Raw genomic sequence first — 22,235 nt, 5'->3', positions numbered from 1 at the left:
TCTGCCTAATTACTCGACGGTCATCACAATCTTGCCGTCGGCGTGACCATCTTCCAGCACGCGGTGCACCTCAGCGACCTCGGTGAGATCCTTCGTCAAACCGATGGGAAGCGAAATCTCCCCGGCAACCACTCGGTCGGCCAGCTCTGCATAAATCGCAGTGTCATTCGAAATCGCCGGAATATGTGCCTCGATGCCGCGGTCCTTCGCCGGTGTCAGATCGGCCAGCGAAGGTAGCGCTACAATCCGACCGCCCGGTGCCAACACATCCAGCGATGGCAGGAAAGTGTCGAAGTACACACCATCGAGCACAACCTCTACGCCCTCAGGGAACTGCTGGCGCACAGCCTCGAACACATCTTCCGCTGTGTAATCAATGTGTTGTGCACCAAAGCCCACCAGTTTTTCATGATGGCGTGACGACGCACTGGCCAACACAGTTGCGCCACGGGCAACCGCCAGCTGCGTCATCAGCTGGCCAACACCACCACCGGCACCATGAATGAGTACGGTATCTCCGCTTTTCACCTTCGCCAGCTGGTCAACAGCCACGGTCGCCGTGATTCCCACCAGGGCGAGGCCCGCAGCGGTGACGTCGTCAAGCGAATCGGGAATTCGGACCACACCGTCGGCGGGGAAGACGTTGTGCGTTGCGTACGTGCCGCGGAAGTCGTCGAAGCCGCGCATGCCGAAGACGCGGTCGCCGGCGACGAAGTTGTCCACGCCCGCGCCGACGGCAATGACTTCGCCCGCGGCTTCGCGCCCGAGTACGGCGGGCGGTGTGAACTTTGCGCACAGGCCGGAAGAACCATCGCGCATTTTGTAATCCAGCGGGTTCGCACCGATAGCTGAGGTCTTGACCAGGATTTCGCCGGGGCCGGGCTCTGCAGGAGTGAGGGGGACCTGCGTGAACTCCTCGGGGCCGCCGAAGCGATTGATAATCATTGCGTAAGACGTCGAGTTATTTTGTGCCATTCCACGATGGTAGGTGAGTTAGACGGCGCCTGTTACACCGTCGGAAAAGTTATGCGCTTGCGGCGCTCATCGCCCTGCACTGCTCATCGCCCTGCACTGCTCATCGCCCTGCACAAGGTGTCGTATGAGTCGTGCAAGTACGTCCTCATGAGATTGGCTGCGCCCGCTGTATCGCCCTTGCTGAGCACATCGATGATTGCTTTGTGACGTTCTTCAAAGGTCAGATGAATATCTAAGCTTGCGGGATATGAAATGAAGCACAACCGCAATTGCGCCAGGATAGACCGAGCGGTTGTCACCAATTCGGGTGAATGAGAGGCCGCCACGATGGTCAAATGAAATTCATTATTGCGGTTGGCAATATTTGCATTGTCAGTATTCGACAGGGTGTCAGTTAGGTTCGTCGCTAGCCGACAAGCTTCATCCTTGCTTAAGCTGCGGAGAGTCCCACATTCCGTGATCCGTCGAAAAGCGTAGAGCTCCTTGACTCTGGGAAGATCAAAACCAGCTACGTACACCCCTCTATTGGGAATGTGAATGACGAGTCCTTCCGCCTCAAGCTTGCGGTATGCCTCGCGGACGGTGTTCCTGCTCAGACCGAGCCGGGTGGATATGTAGGTTTCCCGTAGCTGTTCGCCGCTGTAGTGCTGACCTGCGAGGATTTCATTTCTCAAAAGATTGGCGGCAGCGTCAGCGGCGGCGAGAGCGGGCGCATGCGCAGACATGGAACGTGTGAAGATTCGTTCACCCGCGGAGCTATTCATGTAATTCAGGTTACTCAGATGCAGAGTGCGTGCTTGTAAATATCAAATATTTTTCTAGGGGATTGAAGGAATGTCGGGGAATGAGTTTGAAGCAATTGAATCCGCACAACAGGCGGGTATAAAACGGGCGCGTATAAATAGTGGAGTGATGCAACAAAATCAGACGACCCCAGATCCACAGAGGTGGCGAGTACTCTCAGTCCTGCTGACGGGTATTTTTATGGCGCTGATTGCTGTGAGCATCGTCAACGTGGCTCTGCCTAGTATCCAGACAGGGCTTGAAGCACGTGATGCCGATGTTCAGTGGGTACTCAGCGGCTATGCCCTGTCATTTGGTGTAGTCCTGGTGGCCGCAGGAAGAGCGGGTGATTTGCTCGGCCGCGGCGGGCTCTACATCCTGGGCATGGTTATCTATACCTGCGGAGCTATTGCTGCAGGTCTCGCCCCTAATATCGAGATGCTAAACCTCGCGCGTTTTGTGATGGGCATCGGTGCCGGCTTCTATAACCCACAGGGTGTCGGCATGATTCAGCAGTACTTCAGCGGGCGTGAGAGAGCTATCGCTTTCGGCTACTTCGGTACCGTCGTGGGCGTTGCGGTGGCAATCGGTCCACCGCTGGGAGGGTTGCTCATTCGACTCGGCGGCCCTGACCTAGGCTGGCGGCTGACCATGCTGGTCAACGTCCCCGTCGGCATCCTCACTATTATTTTGGGGCTCATTTTCTTTCCGCGCCCCTACCTGCGGCGACTCCGCAATGCAGACGGCAAACCGATTGGCCTGCTGCGCACCATCCGCGCTCTTGACCCAGTGGGCGCACTGCTGCTGGGGCTCACCGTACTTATGGTCATGCTGCCATTTATGGAATCACGCGGCTCCGCCTGGGTGTGGGGCATGCTGCCGGTAGCAGCAGTGCTGCTTGTGGTGTGGCTGAAGTGGGAAAAGCACATGAAATCCACGCCGACCGCGCCGATGGTGGACTTGGACATTTTCCGACTTCGCCATTTCCGTAATGGCGCGATTATCGCCACGTTGTGGTTCTTCGGTACGACCAGTATTTGGGTGCTCGTGGCGCAGTACTACCAAAATGCCCTGGGGCACTCGGCGTTGGTCTCCGGTTTGATTGGGCTGCCTGCCGCAGTACTTAGCTCGATTTCTGCGAACTGGGCTGGCCATCACTTGGACAAGGGAGGCCGCAGAATCGTCATCGGCGGCATCGCCATGTCCATTACCGGCCTGCTGCTGACCGTGGGCATCATCGCCCTGCACAGCAAATTCGGTGTCAGCGAGTACTGGATGATTCTCACCTTGTGTTTCGTTGGCGCATCGGGTGGTTTGGTCATTTCGCCAAACCAGGCATTGTCACTGCGCGACGTGCCTCTGAACTACGCTGGCGCGGCAGGTGCAGTGTTGCAGACCGGCCAGCGCATCGGCACTTCCGTCGGCCTGGCGGTTATCCTCGCGGTCACCTTTGCCGTGAAGGATGCAATTAACTGGGAGGTCGGTGCTGCCGCGGGCTTCCTCACCATCATTGTGGCCTTCTTCTTGACACTGCTCGTAGCAGTGGCGGACGACAGAGGAGACACGAAAGAAGTGCAGCTTTCGCATGTTCCCGAGCCGCCGCACTAGTATCGAAACCCATGATTGAGCGAGCTTCCTTTTCCGATCTCAGCGCGACCGATGTGTACGCTATCTCGGCACTGCGTACCGACGTTTTTTATCTCGAGCAGTCCTGCGCGGAGCCGGAAATGGATTGGCGCGATTTGGAAGACACCGCGGAGCACTACTTCATCCGCGACGGCAATGACTCTCGCAAAATCACTGCTTACCTACGAGTAATCGACACCATCGATGAGTTTGCATTGAGCTACCCGCGCACCATCGGCCGCGTTGTCGTTGATGCCGCGGACCGGGGTAGGGGATTGTCTTCGAAACTGCTGCAGCAGGTCATCGCAGACCATCCGAACACCGGGCTCATCCTGCATGCCCAGACGCAGGCGAAGGCTGTGTACGCAAAAGCCGGCTTCCATGAGATCGGGGAGACCTTCATGGAAGCCGGCATCGAGCACATCACGATGGTGCGTGATGCGGAAAGTGACGCAGCCTAGGCGTTGACCTGCGACTCTGCCAGGATGCGGTTCAGCGAATCGATGCTGGCCTTCGCATCACCGATGAGCATGTCGGTGTTTTCGTTGAAGAACAGCGGGTTCTGCACGCCCGAGTAACCCGAACCCATCGAACGCTTGAGAACAATCACGCGCTCGGATTCCCACACCTTTAGTACCGGCATACCGGCAATCGGGGAGCCCGGCTGCTCTGCCATCGGGTTGACGGTGTCATTTGCACCGATGACCAGGGTGACATCCACATCAGCGAAATCATCGTTGACCTCATCCAGTTCCAGCACGATGTCGTACGGGACTTTAGCCTCAGCCAGGAGCACGTTCATGTGACCCGGCAGACGACCTGCGACTGGGTGGATACCGAAGACCACTTCCTTACCTGCGGCACGCAGGTTACGAACCAGGTCAGCAACGGCGTACTGAGCCTGCGCCACAGCCATACCGTAGCCCGGAGCGATGAGAATCTTGTCCGCGTCGCGCAGAATCTCGGTGGTGTCCTCATGGTTGACCTCGGTGTGGGAGCCTTCCACGGCGCTTGCCGACGAAGCCTCGGAGCCGAAGCCGCCCAGAATAACGTTGGCAAAGGAGCGGTTCATGGCCTCACACATGATGTACGACAGGTAAGCGCCGGAGGAACCAACCAGCGCACCGGTGATGATGAGCAGAGGGTTGCCAAGCATGAGACCGGTGAAAGCGGCAGCCCAACCGGAGTAGGAGTTCATGATGGACACGACGACCGGCATGTCGCCACCACCGATAGCGATGACCAGGTGCCAGCCCAAGAACAGCCCCAAAGCAGTGACTGCAATCATGCACGCCCATGCGATGGCGTCGCCGTTGGAACCGGTTGCGACGAAGACACCCAGCAGAACCAGCGTGACCACCAGAATGGCAATGTTCAGAGCATTGCGGCCCGGCAGCAGCAGCGGCGAGCCCTTAATCTTCTCAGAGAGCTTCAGGCCAGCGACGATGGAACCAGTGAAGGTCACAGCGCCGATGAAGACGCCAATGTAGACCTCGCCGAAGTGGAACTTCAGAGCATCGGCATCAACATCTTCGGCGAAGATGTAGGAGTTGAAGCCGATGAAGATAGCGCCGAGGCCGACCAGGCCGTTGAACAGTGCAATCAGCTGCGGCATACCAGTCATGGCAACGCTGCGTGCGCGGGTGATACCGATGACACCACCGATGCTGATAGCGACAGCGATGAGAATCAGGGTAATCAGCGGGGAGAAGTGCGTATCCGGCTTGGTGTCAGCGGTGACGAGTGCCTGGAAGATGGCGATGACAACGGCGACGGCCATACCGGCAATACCGAAGGCGTTGCCGCGGCGTGCGGTCTCCGGCTTGGACAGGCCCGACAGGGCAGCGAGGAACAGGACGGCGGCGACAATGTAGCCGACGTTGGACAGGCGGTAGGTCCAGTCCAGAAGCGAAGCAGTATCAATGCTAGCCATGAGACTTATGCCTCCTCTTTCACGAACATGCCGAGCATGCGGTCGGTGACGGCGAAGCCGCCGAAGATATTGATGGAGCTAACCACGATGGCTGCGAACGCAAGGCCGGAAACCAGCAGGTTGGAACTTCCCACCTGCAGAATCGCACCCACCAGGACAATGCCGGAAATCGCGTTGGTCTCAGACATCAGCGGGGTGTGCAGGCGTGGCGTGACCGCGGAGATCACGTAGAAGCCGAGCACAATAGCCAAGGTGAGAACCATGAAGTTGGCGCTCACGCTGTGCGGTGCGCTGAGCATGACCGCAATTGCCAGCAATGCAGTCAGGCCAATAGCAATCTTGGAGCCCATTCCTCCGCCCAGGAAGGAGACCTTCTCGGGTGCGTTTTCTTCAAACGCAGCCTGCTGAGCTTGTTGCTCCTGCAGTGGGGCAGCCGGGGTGACCGCAACCTTAATCGGTGGCGGTGGCCAGAGAATCTCAGCTCCGGTAGCGCCGGCGCCACCTGCCTGCGGGCGAGCCTTCGTCACGGTGATGCCACGGATGATCTCGTCCTCCAGGTCGAGAACCGGTGAGCCATCCTTTTCTGGTGTGATCAGCTTGAACAGGTTGAAAATGTTCTGGCCGTACAGCGACGATGCCTGCGCCGGCAGCCTACCTGCAAGGTCGGTGTAGCCAATGATGGTCACACCGTTGTCGGTGACAATAGTCTTGCCTGGAACCGTCATCTCGCAGTTACCGCCACCGGCGGCAGCCATGTCGACGATGACGCTACCTGGCTTCATCGCCGCAACGTCAGCAGCTGTCAGCAGCAGCGGGGAGTGGCGGCCCGGGATGTTCGCGGTGGTAATAACAATGTCAGCTTGCGCGGACTGCTCGGAGTAGAGCTTCGCGGCAGCGGCAGCCTGATCATTGGTCATTTCCTTGGCGTAGCCGTCTTCGGACTTCTCAGTGGCAGCCGGAATCGGGATGAACTCTGCACCCATCGATTCGACCTGTTCACCGGCTTCGGGGCGCAGATCCGTTGCCTTGACAATCGCGCCCATCGAGTTGGCCGTACCAATCGCAGCGAGACCACCGACGCCAGCGCCGATGACGTAGACGGTAGCTGGTGGCATCTTGCCTGCGGCAGTTACCTGACCAGTGAAAAGACGACCGTATGCGGAAGCGGCTTCGACTACTGCGCGGTAGCCACCGATGTTGGCCATCGAGGACAGCACGTCCATCGACTGTGCCCTGGAGATGCGGGGAACTGCGTCCATCGCAAGGGCAGTGATGTTGCGCTGCGCGAGCTCTTCGACCAGCTCTTCGTTACGGCCTGGCGCAAGTCGGCTAATCAGCATGGCGCCGTCGTTAAGCAGTGCGCGGAACTGCTCCGGCGGGGTGTCGAGCGTAACGACGATATCGCTGCGCCAGACCGACTCGTCGACAATGGTGGCACCGGCGGACTCGTAGTCCTCGTTGGTGAACTTAGCAGCCAGGCCGGCGTCAGCCTGCACGGCGACATCGTAGCCAAGCTTGACGAGCTTGCCGACGGTCTCCGGGGTCGCAGCCACAATTGTTTGCTGGGGATCGGGTTCTAAGGGGATGCCGATTCTCACTGTGGGAGTTCTTTTCTATTCGTGGGTTTGTCAGGGGCACGCGCACTCGGGTGTCGGTTAACGGTGAGTGTGAGCGTGACCGCTTTCTCCTTGGTGTCAATAAGGTATGCGCTGACAGAGAGACCACGGAGGAGTTTCTAGAAAAAGATAATAAAAATATGCGGGTAACGGTGGTGAGGTGGCTGTTTTCGGCATTGCGTACTAGCATAAGGGGGTAGCTAGTGGGGGTAGGGCTGCAGTTTTTAGTCCAGAGTGAACATTTTTGGCTTGCCGAGTGATTGTTTGGGGGGTGAAGTTTGGGGGTGTGGCGATGGTGGATGGCTACTAATCGACGGCTTCTGCCGATTCCGGAATCAGCTTTGCCGCGGCCTCGACGATAGCCTTGCGCTGTGCTTTCGTGAGCTGATTGCCGTTGAGGTAATCGTTTGCCCAGAGTCCATCGGAGATCATCTGGACGACGTAGGCCATGCAGGCATCTTTGTCGGTGGCAATCTCTTCGGCCGGAGGGTTCCACCGGCGTAAAAGTCGTGTCCAAATCTCGCTCAGCTCGGGGTCTGCGGCTGAGTCGATAGACATAAGTAGCTCAGCCCGCGTTGCCGTCTCCAGCGAAACCTGCAGGTTGGCGCGCAAGCGGGTCGCAGGGGAGACTTCCTCTGCGGTCCCGCCCGCGGCCTCAATGAGTTCTTCCTCCCATAGCTGCGCCATGTACTCATGGACGCTGCGAATCATGTCTTCGCGGGAGGGGAAGTGGTAAATCAGCCCCGATTTACTCATGCCGCATTGAGTTGCGACATTTTCGTAGGTGACCTCGGAAAACCCGCTTGTCTCGATAATCTCAACAATTGTGTCGAGAATGACTGTGCGCTTACTCGTGCGCATACTTTGTCTCCTTTGGATTTCCGCGGAAAGCCATCGCAGTCACAACTGCTGCAATGACGGCCACGACAGCGAGGATGATCAAGATGGCCAAGTAGGCGCTGTCGAGGCCGACGCGGGCGCCGTCGTAAAGCGCTTGCGTGTGGAGCGCATCAGTGAGTGAGATGCTGGCGTCGATAGGTGTGAACAGAGCGTAGAACAGCGGCAAGAGGCTGCCAGTGATGGCGACGGTGATCAGCGTGCCGAATTCGTAGGACACGGATTCCATCGCCGCTGCCATGCCCGCCTTTGATTTTGGGGCCGAGCCGATGATTGCGGTCGACGACACCGACATCACGGAGCCCGCGCCCGCGCCGAGCAACAGTAATCCCACAATTGTGAGCGGGAAAGTGCCTGAGGAAACGCCGAAGTACACAAACCCCAGGCCGACGGCGTTGAGGAGGAATCCGCCGGTAATTAACGTGCGGAACCCCACTCGGTGCAGCACCATGCCACCGATGACGCCAACGGGCAAGGATGCGAGTGCTGCGGTGGCGACGAGCAGGCCGGCGTCAAGTGGTGTGTAGCCGACGGAAATCTGAAAGCGCTGCGTTGTCATCAATTCGGCGCCTGCCAGCACGAACATGGCAAGCGCGGCTGCCAGCACGCCACCGGTGAACATCGGTGAGCGGAAGACGGAGAAGTCGATGAGGGGCTCGGTAAGGTTCGCTTGACGACGTCGAAACAGTACCGCGCCCACCAGCCCGCAGGCGATAGCTGTCACGATGACCGCGGTGGAGCGATGACCTGCAACTTCCTTGATGAGTGAAACCAGTCCCAACATGACCAGCATTGCGTAAAGACTGGTGAGGAAGTCCCAATGCTTGGCCGAGTTGGGTTGATTCGGTGGCGCGAAGATGAGCGTGCCAATAATCGCGAACATCACGACCGGGATGTTGATGAGGAAGATTGAGCCCCACCAAAAGTGCTCCAAGAGGAATCCACCAACGACGGGGCCGGCAGCAGCGCCCAACGTTGCCGTGGCTGACCAAATGCCAATCGCAGTGGCCAGTTCGCGGGGGTTGTGGAAAGTCTCACGAAGTAGGGCGAGGGTGGCCGGCATCATCGTAGCGGCTCCCAGGCCAAGGAATCCGCGTGCGGCGACCAGGGCCCAGGCGCTCGGAGCAAAGGCGGCGGCGAGGGAGGAGAAACCAAAAATTGTCAGGCCGACAAGGAACATCTTGCGGTGGCCGATTCGGTCTCCCAGCGTGCCTGTACCGAGGAGGAGTGCGGAAATCACCAGTGGGTAGGCGTTAATAATCCACAGCCCCTCCAGCTCAGTGGTGTGGAGCTGTTCGCGCAGAACGGGCAGGGCCGTGTAGAGCACCGAGTTATCTATGCCGATGAGTAGTAGGCCGGCGCTGATGATAGCGAGGAAGAGCCACCTGTGGGTGACGGTAGTGGGCGGGATCGCCCCCGCGGAAGCGGTATTGTCGGTGCTTGTCATTCCCGTAACTGTAACGAACGTTCGGTTTAGTTACAACTTGTGTGGAATAGCGAATTAGGTATGAAACTGCAGGAAAAGTTAGCCAATCCTACCGGGCGAGACTGTGGAAAAGCGTCTAAGTTGAAGGCATGGTCGAGGTACGAATTCACGGACGCGGAGGACAGGGCGTGGTCACTGCCTCCGATCTCATCGCGATGGCCGCTTTCGCGGAGGGGCGGCACGCACAGGCATTTCCATCCTTTGGTTCTGAACGCACCGGCGCGCCCGTTGTCGCGTATTGCCGTATCAGTGATCGCGAGATTCGCACCCGTGAGCCGGTGCTGAATCCGGATTTGTTGATTATCCAGGACCCCACGCTGCTACCTATTTTGGACGTTTTTGCAGGGCTTTCCGACGAGGGCTATGTGCTCATTAACTCCTCGAAACGCACAGCCGAACTCGGGTTGTCCGAACTTCAGGCGCGCCAGCCGGCGGGGCACTTTATGACAATTCCTGCCACCGACATCGCACGTGAATACACCGGCCGTACCGTCCCGAATGCCGTGCTGCTCGGAGGAATGGCCGCGCTGACCGGGCTCATTGAGATGCAGTCGGTAGCCGATTCGATTATGCAGCGCTTCTCAAAGACCGTCGGTGAGAAGAACGTCGCCGCGGCTCAGGCAGCGTATGAGTTGGTCAATGAGAAGAAGGCCGCGGCGCAGAACCCAGTGGCGCAGAACCCGGCAGCACAAGATTCAGCACAGGAAAAGTAGGCGAGTAGATGCTTAAGCAAATTGAGGGCAGCCAGGCGGTAGCGCAGACCGTCGCAGCATGTCGTCCTGAAGTTATCTGCGCCTATCCCATCTCCCCGCAGACACATATTGTGGAAGCGCTGTCGGCCCTGGTGAAATCCGGCGAGCTGACAGGCTGTGAATACGTCAACGTCGAATCCGAGTTTTCTGCGATGTCGGCATCTATTGGTGCTTCGGCAGCGGGTGCTCGCGCTTACACCGCAACGGCGTCCCAGGGCCTGCTCTACATGGTTGAGGCCGTCTACAACGCCTCCGGCCTGGGACTGCCCATCGTGATGACAGTGGCAAACCGCGCCATCGGTTCGCCGATTAACATCTGGAACGACCACACCGACTCGACGAGTCAGCGTGACTCCGGCTGGCTGCAGCTCTACGCAATTGATAACCAAGAGGCCGCTGACCTGCATGTGCAGGCTTTCAAAATTGCCGAGGAGCTCTCACTTCCCGTGATGGTGTGCATGGATGGCTTCATTCTGACGCACGCAATGGAGCAGGTCGACGTTCCAGAGGCTGACCAGGTCAGCGAATTCCTGCCACCATACGAGCCGCGCCAGGTCCTCGACCCGGCTGACCCGATTTCCATCGGTGCCATGGTCGGGCCCGAGGCGTTCACCGAGGTGCGCTACCTCGCTCACCACAAGCAGCTGCAGGCGTTAGACATCATTCCGCGCGTGCAAAAGGAGTTCGAGGAAGTCTTCGGCCGAGCTTCCGGCGGACTGCTGCACAAGTACCGCACTGAGGATGCCGAGACCATCATTGTCTGTCTCGGCTCGGTCACCGGAACTCTCCGAGATGTTGTGGACGAGCGTCGTGAAGCAGGGGAGAAGATCGGTGTGCTATCCCTGGTCTCTTTCCGTCCGTTCCCGACGGAGGCAGTGCGCGAAGCCCTGAGCAACGCGAAGCGATTCATCGTGCTGGAGAAGGCATTTTCCGTCGGCATCGGCGGCATTGTGTCGTCCCACTGTCGCGCTGCGATGCGAGGTCGCCGATTCATCTGCCACGAGCTGATTGCCGGTTTGGGTGGGCGCGACATTACGAAGAGTTCGCTGCATGCGTACCTGGACAAGGCCGTGCGCGACGAAGTGGAGGACACGACTTTCCTCGACCTCGACCGTGAGCTCGTTGACCGCGAGCTCGAGCGCGAAAAGCTGCAGCGCCGCTCCGGATCTATCCCGGAAAACCTGCTGAAGGACGTATCCAACAAGGCCATGGTCGGTCACTACTCCGAGGAGACTCACAATGACTAGCCCAACGCCACTTCCCACCCCGCGCTACCGCGCCACGGAAATTCCATCTCGTGAAGAGGCGAAGTTCTACCAGGTCGGCTCCTTTGCCATTGGTAACCGACTGGTCGAAGAAAAGCTCCGCTCCGTGCAGTCCGGCACCGAGCGTTTCAACTCGCTGACCTCAGGACACCGCGCCTGCCAGGGCTGTGGTGAGGCATTGGGCGCTCGCTACGCACTCGACGCTGCCGTGGCCGCCGCCGAGAAGCAAGTCATCGCGGTAAACGCGACCGGCTGCCTGGAAGTTTTCTCAACTCCGTATCCAGAAACGTCCTGGAACCTGCCGTGGATTCACTCGCTGTTCGGCAACGCCCCCGCCGTCGCCACCGGCGTGCAGGCTGCAATGAAGGCAAAGGGGCGTGACGACGTCCGCGTGGTCGCCCAAGGTGGTGACGGTGGCACAGTCGACATCGGTTTCGGCCCTCTGTCCGGCATGTTTGAGCGCAATGATGATGTGCTCTACATCTGCTACGACAACGAGGCCTACATGAACACCGGTGTCCAGCGCTCTGGCGCAACTCCGCCGGCCGCCCGCACTGCCACCACGCAGCCAGTCGGTGAGCACCCAGGCAACACCTTTGGCCAGGGCAAAGACCTGCCACGCATCGCAATGGCACATGAGATTCCCTATGTCGCCACCGCCACCGTCGCGGACCTGCGCGACCTGGAGTACAAGGTCACCCGTGCAATGGAATTCCGCGGCGCGCGTTACATTCACGTGCTCGTGCCCTGTCCGCTGGGTTGGGGCTCGGCCTCGAATCACACAATTAAGGTCGCCCGCATGGCAACGCAGTCGGGCATGTTCCCAGTTTTTGAAGCCGAGTATGGCGAGGTCACATCGGTGGCCAAAATTCGCCGCCCGGTACCGGTGACCGAGTACTTGAAGCTGCAGCGGCGCTTTGCGCACTTGTTCAAAAAGGGTGCTGACCCGCAGGTTCTCGAGCAGCTGCAGGCGGGCGCGGATCGGAATATCCGTCGCTACAACCTCATCGACGATGACGCTCTAGACCTGCTGGAGAAGCCGCAGGGGACGTCGGCAAGCGAATCAATGACTTCCAGCGAGAGGTAGGGAGAAAGCAACAATGAGTAATCAGGAATCTCAGTCGTCGACTCCGGCTGGCGAGTCTAAGAAGACTCTGCTGCCATTTGCGATTTCCCTCGACGTGGGGTCGTCACTGGCCAACGAGACCGGCTCGTGGCGCACAGAGCGTCCCGTGTATGTCGACTTGCTGCCGCCGTGCAACAAGGCGTGCCCGGCGGGCGAGAACATTCAGCAGTGGCTCTACCACGCTGAAGAAGGCCACTATGAAGACGCCTGGCGTGAAATCATGCGAAACAACCCGCTGCCTGCGGTAATGGGGCGCGTGTGCTACCACTCCTGTCAGACTGCCTGCAACCGTGCACAAGTCGATGAGGCCGTTGGCATCAACGCAATCGAGCGCTTCCTCGGCGACAAAGCTATCGAAGAGGGCTGGCAGCCCCGGGTCGCCTGCGAACCAACCGGCAAGAAGGTGCTCATTGTGGGCTCCGGCCCATCGGGACTCTCCGCCGCCTACCACTTGGCGCTGCTCGGACACAGCGTGACCGTGCGTGACAAGGCCGAGAAACCCGGTGGCATGATGCGCTACGGTATCCCGTCCTACCGCCTGCCGCGCGGAATTCTTGATGCCGAGATTCGCCGCATCGCCGACCTGGGCGTGGTCTTCGAACAGGGGACCTGCGTTGATGATCTCGCCGCCGCGCGAGAGGAATTCGACGCTGTGTTCACCGCCATCGGCGCAGGTCTGGCGAAAAACATCGGGGTTCCCGCCGGTGAGGCCGCACATATTATGGACGCGATTGACGTGCTTGCCGACGTCGAGAAGCACACCTCTGCGAACGACGAAGCCAAGCCGATGCTGGGCCGCACCGTCGTTGTCTACGGCGGTGGCAACACTGCGATTGATGCGGCGCGTACTGCAAAGCGCCTGGGTGCTGCGGATTCGGTGATTTTGTACCGCCGAAATCGCGAGCAGATGCCAGCCCATGATTCCGAGGTCCTGGAGGCTGAGGAAGAGGGCATCACCATGCGGTGGCTGTCGACGGTCAACCATGTCGACGGCGGCAGCATCAAGATTGAGAAGATGGAGCTCGACGAAAACGGGTTTCCGCAACCGACCGGCGAATACGAAGAATTGGCGGCGGACTCGCTGGTCATGGCGCTGGGCCAGGAGACTGACCTGACGCTGTTCGATGGTGTCGATGAGATTGCTACGGACCGCGGCAGCGTGACTGTTAACAACCAAATGATGACTGGACTGCCGGGCGTTTTCGCCGGTGGCGACATGGTGCCGAGTGAGAAGAATGTCACTGTCGCCATTGGGCACGGTAAGAAAGCAGCGCGCTACATTGATGCGTACCTTTCTGGTGCTGAGTATGAACCGCCAGCCAAGCACGGCGATGCCACTTTGGACCGCATGGAGACCTGGTATTACTCCGATGCGCCGCATAAGGTGCGCCTCAAGCTTGAGGGTGCACGCCGCGCTTCCAACTTCGATGAGGTCGTGCAGGGGCTCGATGAGGAGTCCGCACTGTTCGAGGCTCGCCGTTGCATGAGCTGCGGTAACTGCTTCGGCTGTGACAACTGTTTCGGTGTCTGTCCGGACAACGCCGTACTCAAACTCGAACCGGGAAAGTACGAGTTCAAGTACGACTACTGCAAGGGCTGCGGTGTCTGCGCCGAAGAGTGCCCGTGTGGAGCGATCTCTATGGTGCCCGAGGAGATTTAGCCTTCAGTGCTGGTGCGTTCAGTTTGTGTCTGGTGCTTTACGCTCTGAGTTTAGGCTCGGGATTTTAGACCGGAGTTTAGGCTCGGACGTTGTGGCCAATCACCGGTGGGATGGTGATGGGCGCCTCCCCGAAGAGCTCCTTTTGGTATTCGTTCTGCTCAAACGCACCGGCATCGTTATCGCGGATGGTGGCCACATTCGTTAGTTTGCGTGCCGACGACGCGGAGTCCTCACGGCCAAGTCCTCCTCGGTTTCCCGCAGTGGCGGCCGCAGACGAACCGGGCCCGTGGTTGGCACCAGCTGTTCCCGAGGTTGCTCCCGTGGTTCCATTGCGGGCGTTGAGCAAAGCATTCATTAAGCCACTGCTGCGCTGACCGGAACTATTCGTGGTGTTTGTTGGTGCAGAGCCGGCAGGTCCCGCACCGGTTCCGAATCCTGCGTTAATGCCCGGTTTCGGTGTTGCGACGATTCCAGGATTCGACATCGGAATTCCTGAATTTGGTGCCGCCGAGATTCCACCGAAAGGTGTGAATCGTGTGGGGTTTCCTGCACCGACTGATCCGGCGGGGCCTCCACCATAAGTGCCGTACGCCCCTGAACCCGGCGGCAACGGGTGGCGCGCGGCCCCTCCAGCGAGCTGAGGAGCACCGACACCTGATGGAGTAAGTGCACCTGTACCTGCAGAATTCGGCTGCGTCATGCCTGGTGTTTGAGCCGGCGGAGTCGACATCATAGCGGGCCCCAATGGGCTGCTAGCCGGGGAAGTATGCGCAGGTACGGCTGCCGGGTTCGTCGGCGTCGGCATGGTAGAAGCGCTCGGTTGGACCTGGGAGGGAATGCTCGGACTCGAGTTCGCCGTATGTAGTGTCGGTGAGTTAGGGACAGCGGAATTGGTGCCAAGCGGTGTGCTTGCAGCTTGCATGTTTCCTGACATACCAGCAGGTGACAGTCCAAACTGGCTAGTTCCGGAACGCCCGGCGACCATGGCGCCGGTGGAAACTTCTGAGGTAACTCCGCTTCCCGCATCAGCCGAAACCAGGTTCGGAATGCGAGGAATCGCAGTCTGCAGTTGTGCCGTGTAAGGACCGGCAAGAAACGCAGCCACTTCAGCCTGCTCGAATGCCTTTTGGGCGATGGGGTTCGGAAGAGCCTTGGACTCGACCTGAATCGCAGATAGCGCGTTGACCGACATAGCCTTGACTGCAGGCAAGATCTCAAGATGGCCTGCCATCACCTCAGAAGCTGTGGCAATAGCAGTAGCTCGGGCTGCGAGGCCTTTCATAGTCGAGTCGGCAGCAGTGAATACTTCACCGCTGTTGCTTGATACCAAGCCGGAGGAGATGGAGTTAAGGTTGTCGGACAGCTTAAACATCGTTTCAGCGAAGTTGTTCCAGTAGGCGATTGCTTCAGCCACAACGGAGTCATTTGTCGCCGCGAACATAGCCAGCAGCGCCTTCGCATCTAGACCTAACTCGGCGGATAGCGTGACTGGCGCGAAAGTGAGATTTCCCGCTTCAAACATTGGCCGACGCTGGAATACGCCGCTTGAGTGCGCTACCTCCTTCAGGGAAGCACCCTTGCCATCGAAAGGATTAATGCTCCGAAAGATCCGATTCATGGTGGATTCGTGGTCAGTGATGACACGACGGAAATCGGAAAGATTGGTTTGGGCCCAGGTGAGTTGTTTGCCCAGGGACTTCCCGACGGCAATTGAGCTTCCGGGGCTACCTGAAATTGCCAGGCTGTGCTCTGTCGCTACCAGCTGGAGCGACGGGACCTGCGAATAACCGGCTAAATTTGGCTGCATCGTAATCGAAGAGCCCGGAAGCATAATCGCACCAGTAAGGCCATTAATTGCATTATCAATTGTTGAAATGTTTGCAGAAATCACGACATTTCCCCCAAGTAATCGGTCATGAGATTGTTAGCAGACTTACAGTCGCTGTCATCAAGATTTGTTGATTCTTGATTTGCAATATGCGTGATAAAACCCAGTGCACCTCTAGGGGTTTCGACTGATGCGATGCAGTACGAGAGGCCGATTGGGTTGGTTTGGTTAAAACTTACCCAATGGAGGTTCTCGAAATGATGCGAAATCGGACGCGCACCGTACTTTTCTAGTTGGGAATGAGCCACTCCTGCATGCCAAATCCCAAGTGAGACAATCTGTTCTGCTTGAAGGCCGCAACCTATTTGTTTGACACCTTTAATCCGGTCTTGGACATCCGTCTGCTCCCGATACCCAAGCTTTTCCAAGCGCCCCATGATCTCTGGGTCATCACAAGGATTAGTGAGAACAAACTCGGGCGCGTCGTAGTTGTAGTGGCCATCAGCGCCGAGCGGGGCATCACCAGGCGCTGGCGGATCGTTGGGCGGAAGGACACCTGCAGGCAAGGTCACGCCCGAGTCAGTAGTCATGGGTGTCGCATTATCGCCGACGGGGCGAACCTCTTCGCCAGATGTCTCAGACGATGTGCAGCCGGTCGCCGTTATCCCCAGTAGAAGTGCCGACAGCAGGGCAGTGGTAGTCGCCTTTTTCAAAATTTCCCTCCCCAAAGAATTTGTGTGACAAAGATATAGCACTGCAGCCGCGGTCAGCGCTTGCCGAGAAGCCGAAAAACTGACGGATTGTGGATAACTTTTTTAGGGTGTGGATAAAGGGGTGCGCGCACGAGATACAAGGAACAAAACAGTCACTGCCTGCACATTTGGGATGCGGTCTCCATGCCGTCGGCAAGCGATGGTGACTCGTGCGGGTGTAGTGACCGAAGTAATCCGAACGATTGGTTAGACTATGAGACGCATTACAAAACCACGGGAGTGCCAACCGAATTTCCGGCACTGAGAGGACGCTAGGAACCGAGCGTCGACCGGACGAACCTGAATCTGGGTAATACCAGCGTAGGAAAGGGATGTGTTGCTTCATGGCTGCACGCGTATCTGTATCCGCTCCGCCGAAAGAAGGCGAGGTTACAACCGGCCCGATTTACCGCAGCAACAAGCATTACAACGAGGTTGCGTTCAGCAACGACTTCGGTGAGGCGAGCCTGCGCGTTCCAGTACGTCGCATCAATCTGACGGACGGTACTCACTTCGATGCGTACGACACCTCGGGTATCTATACCGAGGAAAACCCGGAGCTGAACCTGAAGGACGGGTTGGCCAAGACTCGTGATTCGTGGCCGAAGGCCCCTGCGGTACCGGCAGTTGCGGACTCGGAGGAGGCTCCGAAGGTTAAGACTCAGCTGGCATGGGCGCGCGCGGGAATTGTCACCCCGGAGATGGCATTCATTGCTGCTCGTGAAGGTGTAGATCCGGAGGTCGTTCGCGAAGAGGTCGCTGCGGGGCGTGCCGTGATTCCGGCAAACCACAAGCACCCGGAGATCGAGCCGATGATTATTGGCAAGCGCTTTGCTACGAAGATCAACGCCAACATCGGCAACTCTGCCGTGACCTCGTCCATCTCTGAAGAGGTGGAGAAGATGGTGTGGGCAACCCGTTGGGGCGCTGACACCATCATGGATCTTTCCACTGGTAAGGACATCCACGAAACCCGTGAGTGGATCCTGCGCAACTCGCCGGTGCCGGTGGGCACGGTGCCGATCTATCAGGCGCTGGAGAAGGTCAAGGGTGACCCGGCGAAGCTGACCTGGGAAATCTACCGCGAGACCATCATCGAACAGTGCGAGCAGGGTGTGGATTACATGACCGTTCACGCCGGTGTGCTGCTGCGTTACGTGCCGCTGGCAGCTAACCGCGTGACGGGCATTGTCTCCCGCGGTGGTTCGATTATGGCCGCATGGTGTCTCGCGCATCACCAGGAGAGCTTCCTCTACACTCGCTTCGCTGAGCTGTGCGACATTCTGGCGCAGTACGATGTCACGTTCTCCCTCGGCGACGGCCTGCGCCCGGGTTCTATTGCCGACGCTAACGATGAAGCCCAGCTGGCTGAGCTGCGTACCCTCGGTGAGCTGACCAAGATTGCCAAGTCCCGTGGCTGCCAGGTCATGATTGAAGGCCCGGGTCACGTCCCGATGCACAAGATTGCTGACAACGTGAGGTGGGAAGAGGAATGGTGCGAGGAAGCCCCGTTCTACACACTCGGCCCGCTGGCAACCGACATCGCGCCGGGCTATGACCACATCACCTCCGCCATCGGCGCAGCAATCATCGCGCAGGCCGGCACCGCCATGCTCTGCTACGTCACGCCGAAGGAGCACCTGGGTCTGCCGAACCGCGATGACGTCAAGGTCGGTGTGATTACGTACAAGATTTCCGCTCATGCCGCCGATCTGGCGAAGGGCCTGCCGCGTGCTCAGGAGCGTGACGACGCCCTGTCGAAAGCCCGTTTCGAGTTCCGTTGGCATGACCAGTTTGCTCTGGCCCTGGATCCAGACACTGCGCTGGACTACCACGACGAGACCCTGCCGGCAGAGCCAGCGAAGACTGCGCACTTCTGTTCCATGTGTGGTCCGAAGTTCTGCTCCATGCGTATTTCCAAGGACGTCCAGGACTACGCGAAGGAACACGGCCTGGACTCCGTCGAAGCTATCGAGGCCGGCATGGCTGAGAAGTCCCAGGAGTTCTCCGACCAGGGCGGTCGCGTCTACCTTCCGATTACTTCGGAATAACTCGGCGGCTGATTGTTCTAGCGGCTCGGTGGCTCCTACTAAGTGAGTCGTTCTGTTCTTTGAGCCGTTGCCACTACAGTTAGGGCAGACCAAAGAACAGAGCGTTCATTAGTGAATAGGAGAGTCGTGGCAAAGCACCGTCGAATAGCTGAGTCGCCACAAGCGCCGGAGACGGCAACTGCGGTGGTACCTCAGCCGACAACGGCCGCTTCATCTTCGGTCAAGCGTTCTTCGGTGATGACTTGGCCATTGATTCTGATTTCACTGGTCGCTGGTTTTCTCACTCAGTTGGTTTGGGGAGAACGTGATCAACCGGATGACTGGGCTTCGCTGTGGATCGGCGGGGTCCTCGTGGACAAAGGGCAAATTGATCACCTATATGACCATAATCCGGTTGATTTTTCCGCGATGTCGGGTGATGCCTGGCTGACGGCTGCCCACGATGTTTCGGCACCTTTTCCGCACCCCTTTGTGCAGAATCCACTTTTTGCACAGGCGCTGTCGTATCTCACCAAAATTATGTCTTTTGACACGTCGGTGCTGTGGTTGTTGTTCGGCTCCGGCGCTGCCGTAGTGGTAATCGCCGCTGCGAGTTACTTTTTGTGGTTCAACCGCCCTATGCCATGGGGGCTAGCTGCCCTGGTCACGGTTGTTATCCTCTGCCTGCCAGCGACTATCAACTCGCTTTGGCTCGGGCAGACCACACCTTTAATCGTCGCGGGAGTTATCTACGGGCTGGCTGCGTCTCGTACTCGTCCGTGGTTGGCGGGCATAATCTTAGGGCTCGTCGCATCCATTAAGTTGACACCGTACGCATTAATCGTCGTCATGCTGTTTTTTGCTTATCGACGCCGCGCAGCTCTCTGGGCGCTCGGCACGACGGCGGTGCTGGTGGCTTTGATGTTCATCAGCATTGATATGTCGGTGATTTCGACGTGGCTCGATCGTCTAGAGACCATCAATAGTTCTGTGCTGGTTGGCGCGGCCAACCAATCGATTGCCTCAATGCTGGCGTCGGATTTGGGGGTTCCGGAGTTTGCGGTCAGTCTGGTGACGGATTATCCGGACAGCGTGAAGCTCATTCCACTTAGTATCGCCATTGTCGTGACGCTACTGGCAACTGCGGTGGCGTGGTGGAATCCGGTGTACCGTTTTCAGCTTTTGATAACGAGCGCTTGGTTGATTGCGACTGCGTTCTCGTCGATTGTGTGGACTCACTACATGATTGTCTTGGTTGTGCCGGTGATGGGCTTTGCAGCGATGTCCGGAACACGGTTTACCAGCCAGTGGCCCTATGTCGCCATTGCGGCGCTGGTGGGATTGTTGAGTTTCCCGGTCACGAACCCTATTGGGGCGATTCCATTTACGTCCGGTTACGCGTATTCGGGCACGACGGCGATGCTTGTTGGAATTGCGGTGCTATTGCTGGTTGGTGGCTGTCATGCAGCTGCGGTTCGTCACTCAGCTGTGGTGGGCTCTGCTACTGATTACGAATCCGGTTCGGTCGGTAGTGCCGTGCAGCCCGAGCCGATGATCTTGTTTGATCTGTTTAAGCGTTCTTCTAGAGCCTAACGGCTAAGCATGCTGACAATGTCGCGGGCGGACATGTCGTTTGTGATTTCGGGGCGCTGCGTATTGATGCGGCGACCATAGTGGACGGAGTTCGCTTCGCGGCCACCGTCGTGGGCCAGCGTCTCGGAAAGGGGAGCGGAGTAGTGGGCACGTTTGGTATCGAAGGAATGGGGGAAGATGCGTGCGAGGCTCATATATAGGTTCCTCTTCGTATAAAGGTTCGTAGTTAATCGGATCTGTTATGTGGGAGTATTTCCACTGTGGGAACATCTCTACATCTGCAAACCGCCACTATATGCCCGTTTCTGCCTGATATCGAGCTAAAAGGGGCGAAAGTGATGAATGAAATCTCCGTTCCCAACATGAAACCCACGTCACAATCTTGGTAGATGCGCAGTTCAACTCCGACGGTTTTCACCGTGCCACGAACCTCAATCCCGAGCATCAATACAATGTGTCTTGACACTGTGTCTTGTGCAACGAAAACCGTCGTGCACATCAAAGGGTTTTTGCGAAGTAGGAGATAGCTCATGGCTCTACCGACGTCGAATTCGTCTTCAGCTGCACCACGCACGGTGCCGGCTGCGGCTCGTGCACACGTGGAGGACCTCATTGCTTTCGTAGAAGCCTCGCCAAGCTCCTTCCACACAGCTCAGCAGGTCGTGGATCGTCTGACTGCAGCTGGAGCCACGCTCGTCGACGAGCATGAACAGTGGCCGAGTGAACCTGGCGCCTACGTCCTTCGCCGTGATGGCGCCGCCGTTGCCTGGATTGTCCCGGAAACCCCAGCTGCGGATCTGACCGGTTTCCGAATTGTGGGTTCCCACACGGATTCGCCCGGTTTCCGCGTGAAGCCGAATGCACAGGTCTCCCATGCTGGGTATGCGCAGGTCGCTGTGGAGGTCTACGGCGGTGCGCTGCTGGGAAGCTGGACTGACCGCGAGATTGAGTTCGCTGGCCGTGTGATTGATAAAAGCGGCAATGTGCACCTTGCCCGCACCGGTCCAGTCGCGCGTATCCCGCAGTTGGCTATCCATCTCAACCGCCAGATCAACGATGAGGGGCTGAAGCTCCACAGGCAAAATCACACTGCACCAATTATTGGTCTGGATACCTTCGGCACGGATGTCCACCAGGTCATCGCTGAGGCGGCGGGCCTTTCTGTCGATGACATCGTTGCCTGGGACCTCATTTCCTTCGACACCCAGAAGCCGCGCACGTTCGGCGCTCACGATGAGTTCCTCGCCTCTGGTCGGCTGGACAACCTGCTCAGCGTCCACTCTTCGCTGGTCGCCTTTGAAGCTCTGCTCGGCTGGGACCTCAGTGCGCTAACCACCATCCCGGTCATGGTCGCTTTTGACCACGAGGAAGTCGGGTCCGCCTCCACGACAGGTGCTGCAGGGCCTTTGCTTGCCGACGTTCTGTCCCGCATCGCAGCGGCCACAGGCGCTGACCTGGAACGCACCCAGCAGCTCTACCGCGGTTCCGTCTGTCTCTCTGCCGATGGTGCACACGGGGTCCACCCGAACTATGCGGGTGAACATGAGCCAGGACATCAGCCAGAACTCAACGCCGGCCCGGTGGTGAAGGTCAATGCGAACCAGCGTTACGCCACCACGGCTGCCGGCCAGGCTGAGGTAGTGCGCATTGCAGAAGCGACTTCCACGCGCATCGGTCAGGACGTGCCCGTTCAGTACTTCGTGTCTGCCAACCACAAGCCGTGTGGCTCAACGATTGGGCCCATCACTGCAACGCGACTGGGCATCGACACCATTGATATTGGAGCTGCGATGGTCTCCATGCACTCGGCCCGAGAAATGTGTGGCACTGTCGATCCGTGGTGGCTGGCCGAGCTTACTGTAGATTTTCTGGGGCGCAGGAAACTAGGAGTTCGCCGGTGACGCTTAAGCCTC

General features: G+C 58.3%; 18 protein-coding genes and 1 riboswitch. Of the genes, 9 read left to right on the top strand and 9 right to left on the bottom strand.

The features are described from left to right. Positions 1–9 precede the first annotated feature (9 nt). Both Q0U90_RS02220 and Q0U90_RS02215 read right to left on the bottom strand, forming a co-directional pair. On the bottom strand, positions 10–975 hold the full coding sequence (locus Q0U90_RS02220; protein ID WP_297451063.1) for an NADP-dependent oxidoreductase: 966 nt from the start codon (positions 973–975) through the stop codon (positions 10–12). A gap of 83 nt (positions 976–1,058) precedes the next feature. Further along, complete coding sequence (locus Q0U90_RS02215) at positions 1,059–1,739, bottom strand: GntR family transcriptional regulator (protein WP_297451060.1); 681 nt, start codon at positions 1,737–1,739, stop codon at positions 1,059–1,061. 148 nt (positions 1,740–1,887) lie between these two features. Between Q0U90_RS02215 and Q0U90_RS02210 the strand changes: the two genes are divergently transcribed. After that, a complete protein-coding gene (locus Q0U90_RS02210) occupies positions 1,888–3,366 on the top strand; it encodes an MFS transporter (RefSeq protein WP_297451221.1) in 1,479 nt (492 codons plus the stop codon). A gap of 11 nt (positions 3,367–3,377) precedes the next feature. Continuing rightward, positions 3,378–3,845 (top strand): GNAT family N-acetyltransferase, encoded by a 468-nt coding sequence (locus Q0U90_RS02205; protein ID WP_297451057.1) that lies wholly within the window; start codon positions 3,378–3,380, stop codon positions 3,843–3,845. Here Q0U90_RS02205 and Q0U90_RS02200 read toward each other — a convergent pair. The 4 genes from Q0U90_RS02200 to Q0U90_RS02185 all read right to left on the bottom strand — a co-directional run bounded on the left by Q0U90_RS02200 (position 3,842) and on the right by Q0U90_RS02185 (position 9,277). Further along, complete coding sequence (locus tag Q0U90_RS02200) at positions 3,842–5,317, bottom strand: NAD(P)(+) transhydrogenase (Re/Si-specific) subunit beta (protein WP_297451055.1); 1,476 nt, start codon at positions 5,315–5,317, stop codon at positions 3,842–3,844. The genes Q0U90_RS02205 and Q0U90_RS02200 overlap by 4 nt on opposite strands. A 5-nt stretch (positions 5,318–5,322) precedes the next feature. Further along, positions 5,323–6,915, bottom strand: a complete 1,593-nt coding sequence (locus Q0U90_RS02195; protein WP_297451052.1) for a Re/Si-specific NAD(P)(+) transhydrogenase subunit alpha — start codon at positions 6,913–6,915, stop codon at positions 5,323–5,325. A 324-nt stretch (positions 6,916–7,239) separates the two neighbouring features. Further along, positions 7,240–7,794 carry a TetR/AcrR family transcriptional regulator gene (locus Q0U90_RS02190; protein ID WP_297451049.1) on the bottom strand — a complete coding sequence of 185 codons (555 nt, stop codon included), beginning with the start codon at positions 7,792–7,794 and terminating at the stop codon, positions 7,240–7,242. Beyond that, complete coding sequence (locus Q0U90_RS02185; protein ID WP_297451046.1) at positions 7,781–9,277, bottom strand: MFS transporter; 1,497 nt, start codon at positions 9,275–9,277, stop codon at positions 7,781–7,783. The genes Q0U90_RS02190 and Q0U90_RS02185 overlap by 14 nt, the downstream gene beginning before the upstream one ends. A 128-nt stretch (positions 9,278–9,405) precedes the next feature. Between Q0U90_RS02185 and Q0U90_RS02180 the strand changes: the two genes are divergently transcribed. The 4 genes from Q0U90_RS02180 to Q0U90_RS02165 are packed head-to-tail and all read left to right on the top strand — an operon-like array spanning position 9,406 to position 14,119. Next, positions 9,406–10,029, top strand: a complete 624-nt coding sequence (locus Q0U90_RS02180; RefSeq protein WP_297451043.1) for a 2-oxoacid:acceptor oxidoreductase family protein — start codon at positions 9,406–9,408, stop codon at positions 10,027–10,029. Between the two features lie 8 nt (positions 10,030–10,037). Further along, the gene (locus tag Q0U90_RS02175; RefSeq protein ID WP_297451040.1) at positions 10,038–11,315 is read left to right on the top strand and encodes a transketolase C-terminal domain-containing protein; all 1,278 of its coding nucleotides are present in this window, start codon (positions 10,038–10,040) and stop codon (positions 11,313–11,315) included. Next, positions 11,308–12,420, top strand: a complete 1,113-nt coding sequence (locus tag Q0U90_RS02170) for a thiamine pyrophosphate-dependent enzyme (protein WP_297451037.1) — start codon at positions 11,308–11,310, stop codon at positions 12,418–12,420. Before Q0U90_RS02175 ends, Q0U90_RS02170 begins: the two co-directional genes overlap by 8 nt. A gap of 13 nt (positions 12,421–12,433) precedes the next feature. Continuing rightward, a complete protein-coding gene (locus Q0U90_RS02165) occupies positions 12,434–14,119 on the top strand; it encodes an NAD(P)-binding protein (RefSeq protein WP_297451034.1) in 1,686 nt (561 codons plus the stop codon). 76 nt (positions 14,120–14,195) lie between these two features. Here the strand turns inward: Q0U90_RS02165 and Q0U90_RS02160 are convergent, their stop codons facing one another. Both Q0U90_RS02160 and Q0U90_RS02155 read right to left on the bottom strand, forming a co-directional pair. Further along, entirely contained in the window at positions 14,196–16,010 is a 1,815-nt protein-coding gene (locus tag Q0U90_RS02160; protein ID WP_297451031.1) for a hypothetical protein, read from the bottom strand. Then, positions 16,007–16,537, bottom strand: coding sequence for a hypothetical protein (locus Q0U90_RS02155; RefSeq protein WP_297451028.1), 531 nt, complete (start codon positions 16,535–16,537; stop codon positions 16,007–16,009). Before Q0U90_RS02155 ends, Q0U90_RS02160 begins: the two co-directional genes overlap by 4 nt. Positions 16,538–16,923: 386 nt before the next feature. Beyond that, positions 16,924–17,045, top strand: a riboswitch (TPP riboswitch). Between Q0U90_RS02155 and thiC the strand changes: the two genes are divergently transcribed. Both thiC and Q0U90_RS02145 read left to right on the top strand, forming a co-directional pair. After that, positions 17,044–18,750: a phosphomethylpyrimidine synthase ThiC gene (gene thiC / locus Q0U90_RS02150; protein WP_297451025.1), complete on the top strand. Its 1,707-nt coding sequence runs from the start codon at positions 17,044–17,046 to the stop codon at positions 18,748–18,750. Its footprint overlaps the riboswitch before it by 2 nt. A 126-nt stretch (positions 18,751–18,876) precedes the next feature. Continuing rightward, on the top strand, positions 18,877–20,322 hold the full coding sequence (locus Q0U90_RS02145) for a glycosyltransferase family 87 protein (protein ID WP_297451022.1): 1,446 nt from the start codon (positions 18,877–18,879) through the stop codon (positions 20,320–20,322). Here Q0U90_RS02145 and Q0U90_RS02140 read toward each other — a convergent pair. Continuing rightward, the gene (locus tag Q0U90_RS02140) at positions 20,319–20,516 is read right to left on the bottom strand and encodes a hypothetical protein (protein WP_297451020.1); all 198 of its coding nucleotides are present in this window, start codon (positions 20,514–20,516) and stop codon (positions 20,319–20,321) included. The two genes, Q0U90_RS02145 and Q0U90_RS02140, sit on opposite strands and share 4 nt — an antisense overlap. 336 nt (positions 20,517–20,852) lie before the next feature. On the opposite strand from Q0U90_RS02140, the gene Q0U90_RS02135 reads away from it, so the two are divergent. Next, on the top strand, positions 20,853–22,223 hold the full coding sequence (locus tag Q0U90_RS02135; protein WP_297451017.1) for a M18 family aminopeptidase: 1,371 nt from the start codon (positions 20,853–20,855) through the stop codon (positions 22,221–22,223). The last annotated feature ends 12 nt before the right edge of the window (positions 22,224–22,235 follow it).

Origin of the sequence: uncultured Corynebacterium sp., from assembly GCF_946998835.1 — a bacterium.
GTDB lineage: Bacteria > Actinomycetota > Actinomycetes > Mycobacteriales > Mycobacteriaceae > Corynebacterium.
This window is presented reverse-complemented; position numbering and strand designations above follow the sequence as displayed.

Excerpts from the sequence above, each read along its gene's own strand:
- Q0U90_RS02140 (WP_297451020.1), bottom strand. The coding sequence starts at position 20,516 with ATGAGCCTCGCACGCATCTTCCCCCATTCCTTCGATACCAAACGTGCC.
- Q0U90_RS02175 (WP_297451040.1), top strand. The coding sequence starts at position 10,038 with ATGCTTAAGCAAATTGAGGGCAGCCAGGCGGTAGCGCAGACCGTCGCA.
- thiC (WP_297451025.1), top strand. The coding sequence starts at position 17,044 with ATGGCTGCACGCGTATCTGTATCCGCTCCGCCGAAAGAAGGCGAGGTT.
- Q0U90_RS02215 (WP_297451060.1), bottom strand. The coding sequence starts at position 1,739 with ATGAATAGCTCCGCGGGTGAACGAATCTTCACACGTTCCATGTCTGCG.
- Q0U90_RS02200 (WP_297451055.1), bottom strand. The coding sequence starts at position 5,317 with ATGGCTAGCATTGATACTGCTTCGCTTCTGGACTGGACCTACCGCCTG.
- Q0U90_RS02190 (WP_297451049.1), bottom strand. The coding sequence starts at position 7,794 with ATGCGCACGAGTAAGCGCACAGTCATTCTCGACACAATTGTTGAGATT.
- Q0U90_RS02180 (WP_297451043.1), top strand. The coding sequence starts at position 9,406 with ATGGTCGAGGTACGAATTCACGGACGCGGAGGACAGGGCGTGGTCACT.
- Q0U90_RS02170 (WP_297451037.1), top strand. The coding sequence starts at position 11,308 with ATGACTAGCCCAACGCCACTTCCCACCCCGCGCTACCGCGCCACGGAA.
- Q0U90_RS02155 (WP_297451028.1), bottom strand. The coding sequence starts at position 16,537 with ATGACTACTGACTCGGGCGTGACCTTGCCTGCAGGTGTCCTTCCGCCC.
- Q0U90_RS02220 (WP_297451063.1), bottom strand. The coding sequence starts at position 975 with ATGGCACAAAATAACTCGACGTCTTACGCAATGATTATCAATCGCTTC.
- Q0U90_RS02185 (WP_297451046.1), bottom strand. The coding sequence starts at position 9,277 with ATGACAAGCACCGACAATACCGCTTCCGCGGGGGCGATCCCGCCCACT.
- Q0U90_RS02205 (WP_297451057.1), top strand. The coding sequence starts at position 3,378 with ATGATTGAGCGAGCTTCCTTTTCCGATCTCAGCGCGACCGATGTGTAC.
- Q0U90_RS02135 (WP_297451017.1), top strand. The coding sequence starts at position 20,853 with ATGGCTCTACCGACGTCGAATTCGTCTTCAGCTGCACCACGCACGGTG.
- Q0U90_RS02210 (WP_297451221.1), top strand. The coding sequence starts at position 1,888 with ATGCAACAAAATCAGACGACCCCAGATCCACAGAGGTGGCGAGTACTC.
- Q0U90_RS02165 (WP_297451034.1), top strand. The coding sequence starts at position 12,434 with ATGAGTAATCAGGAATCTCAGTCGTCGACTCCGGCTGGCGAGTCTAAG.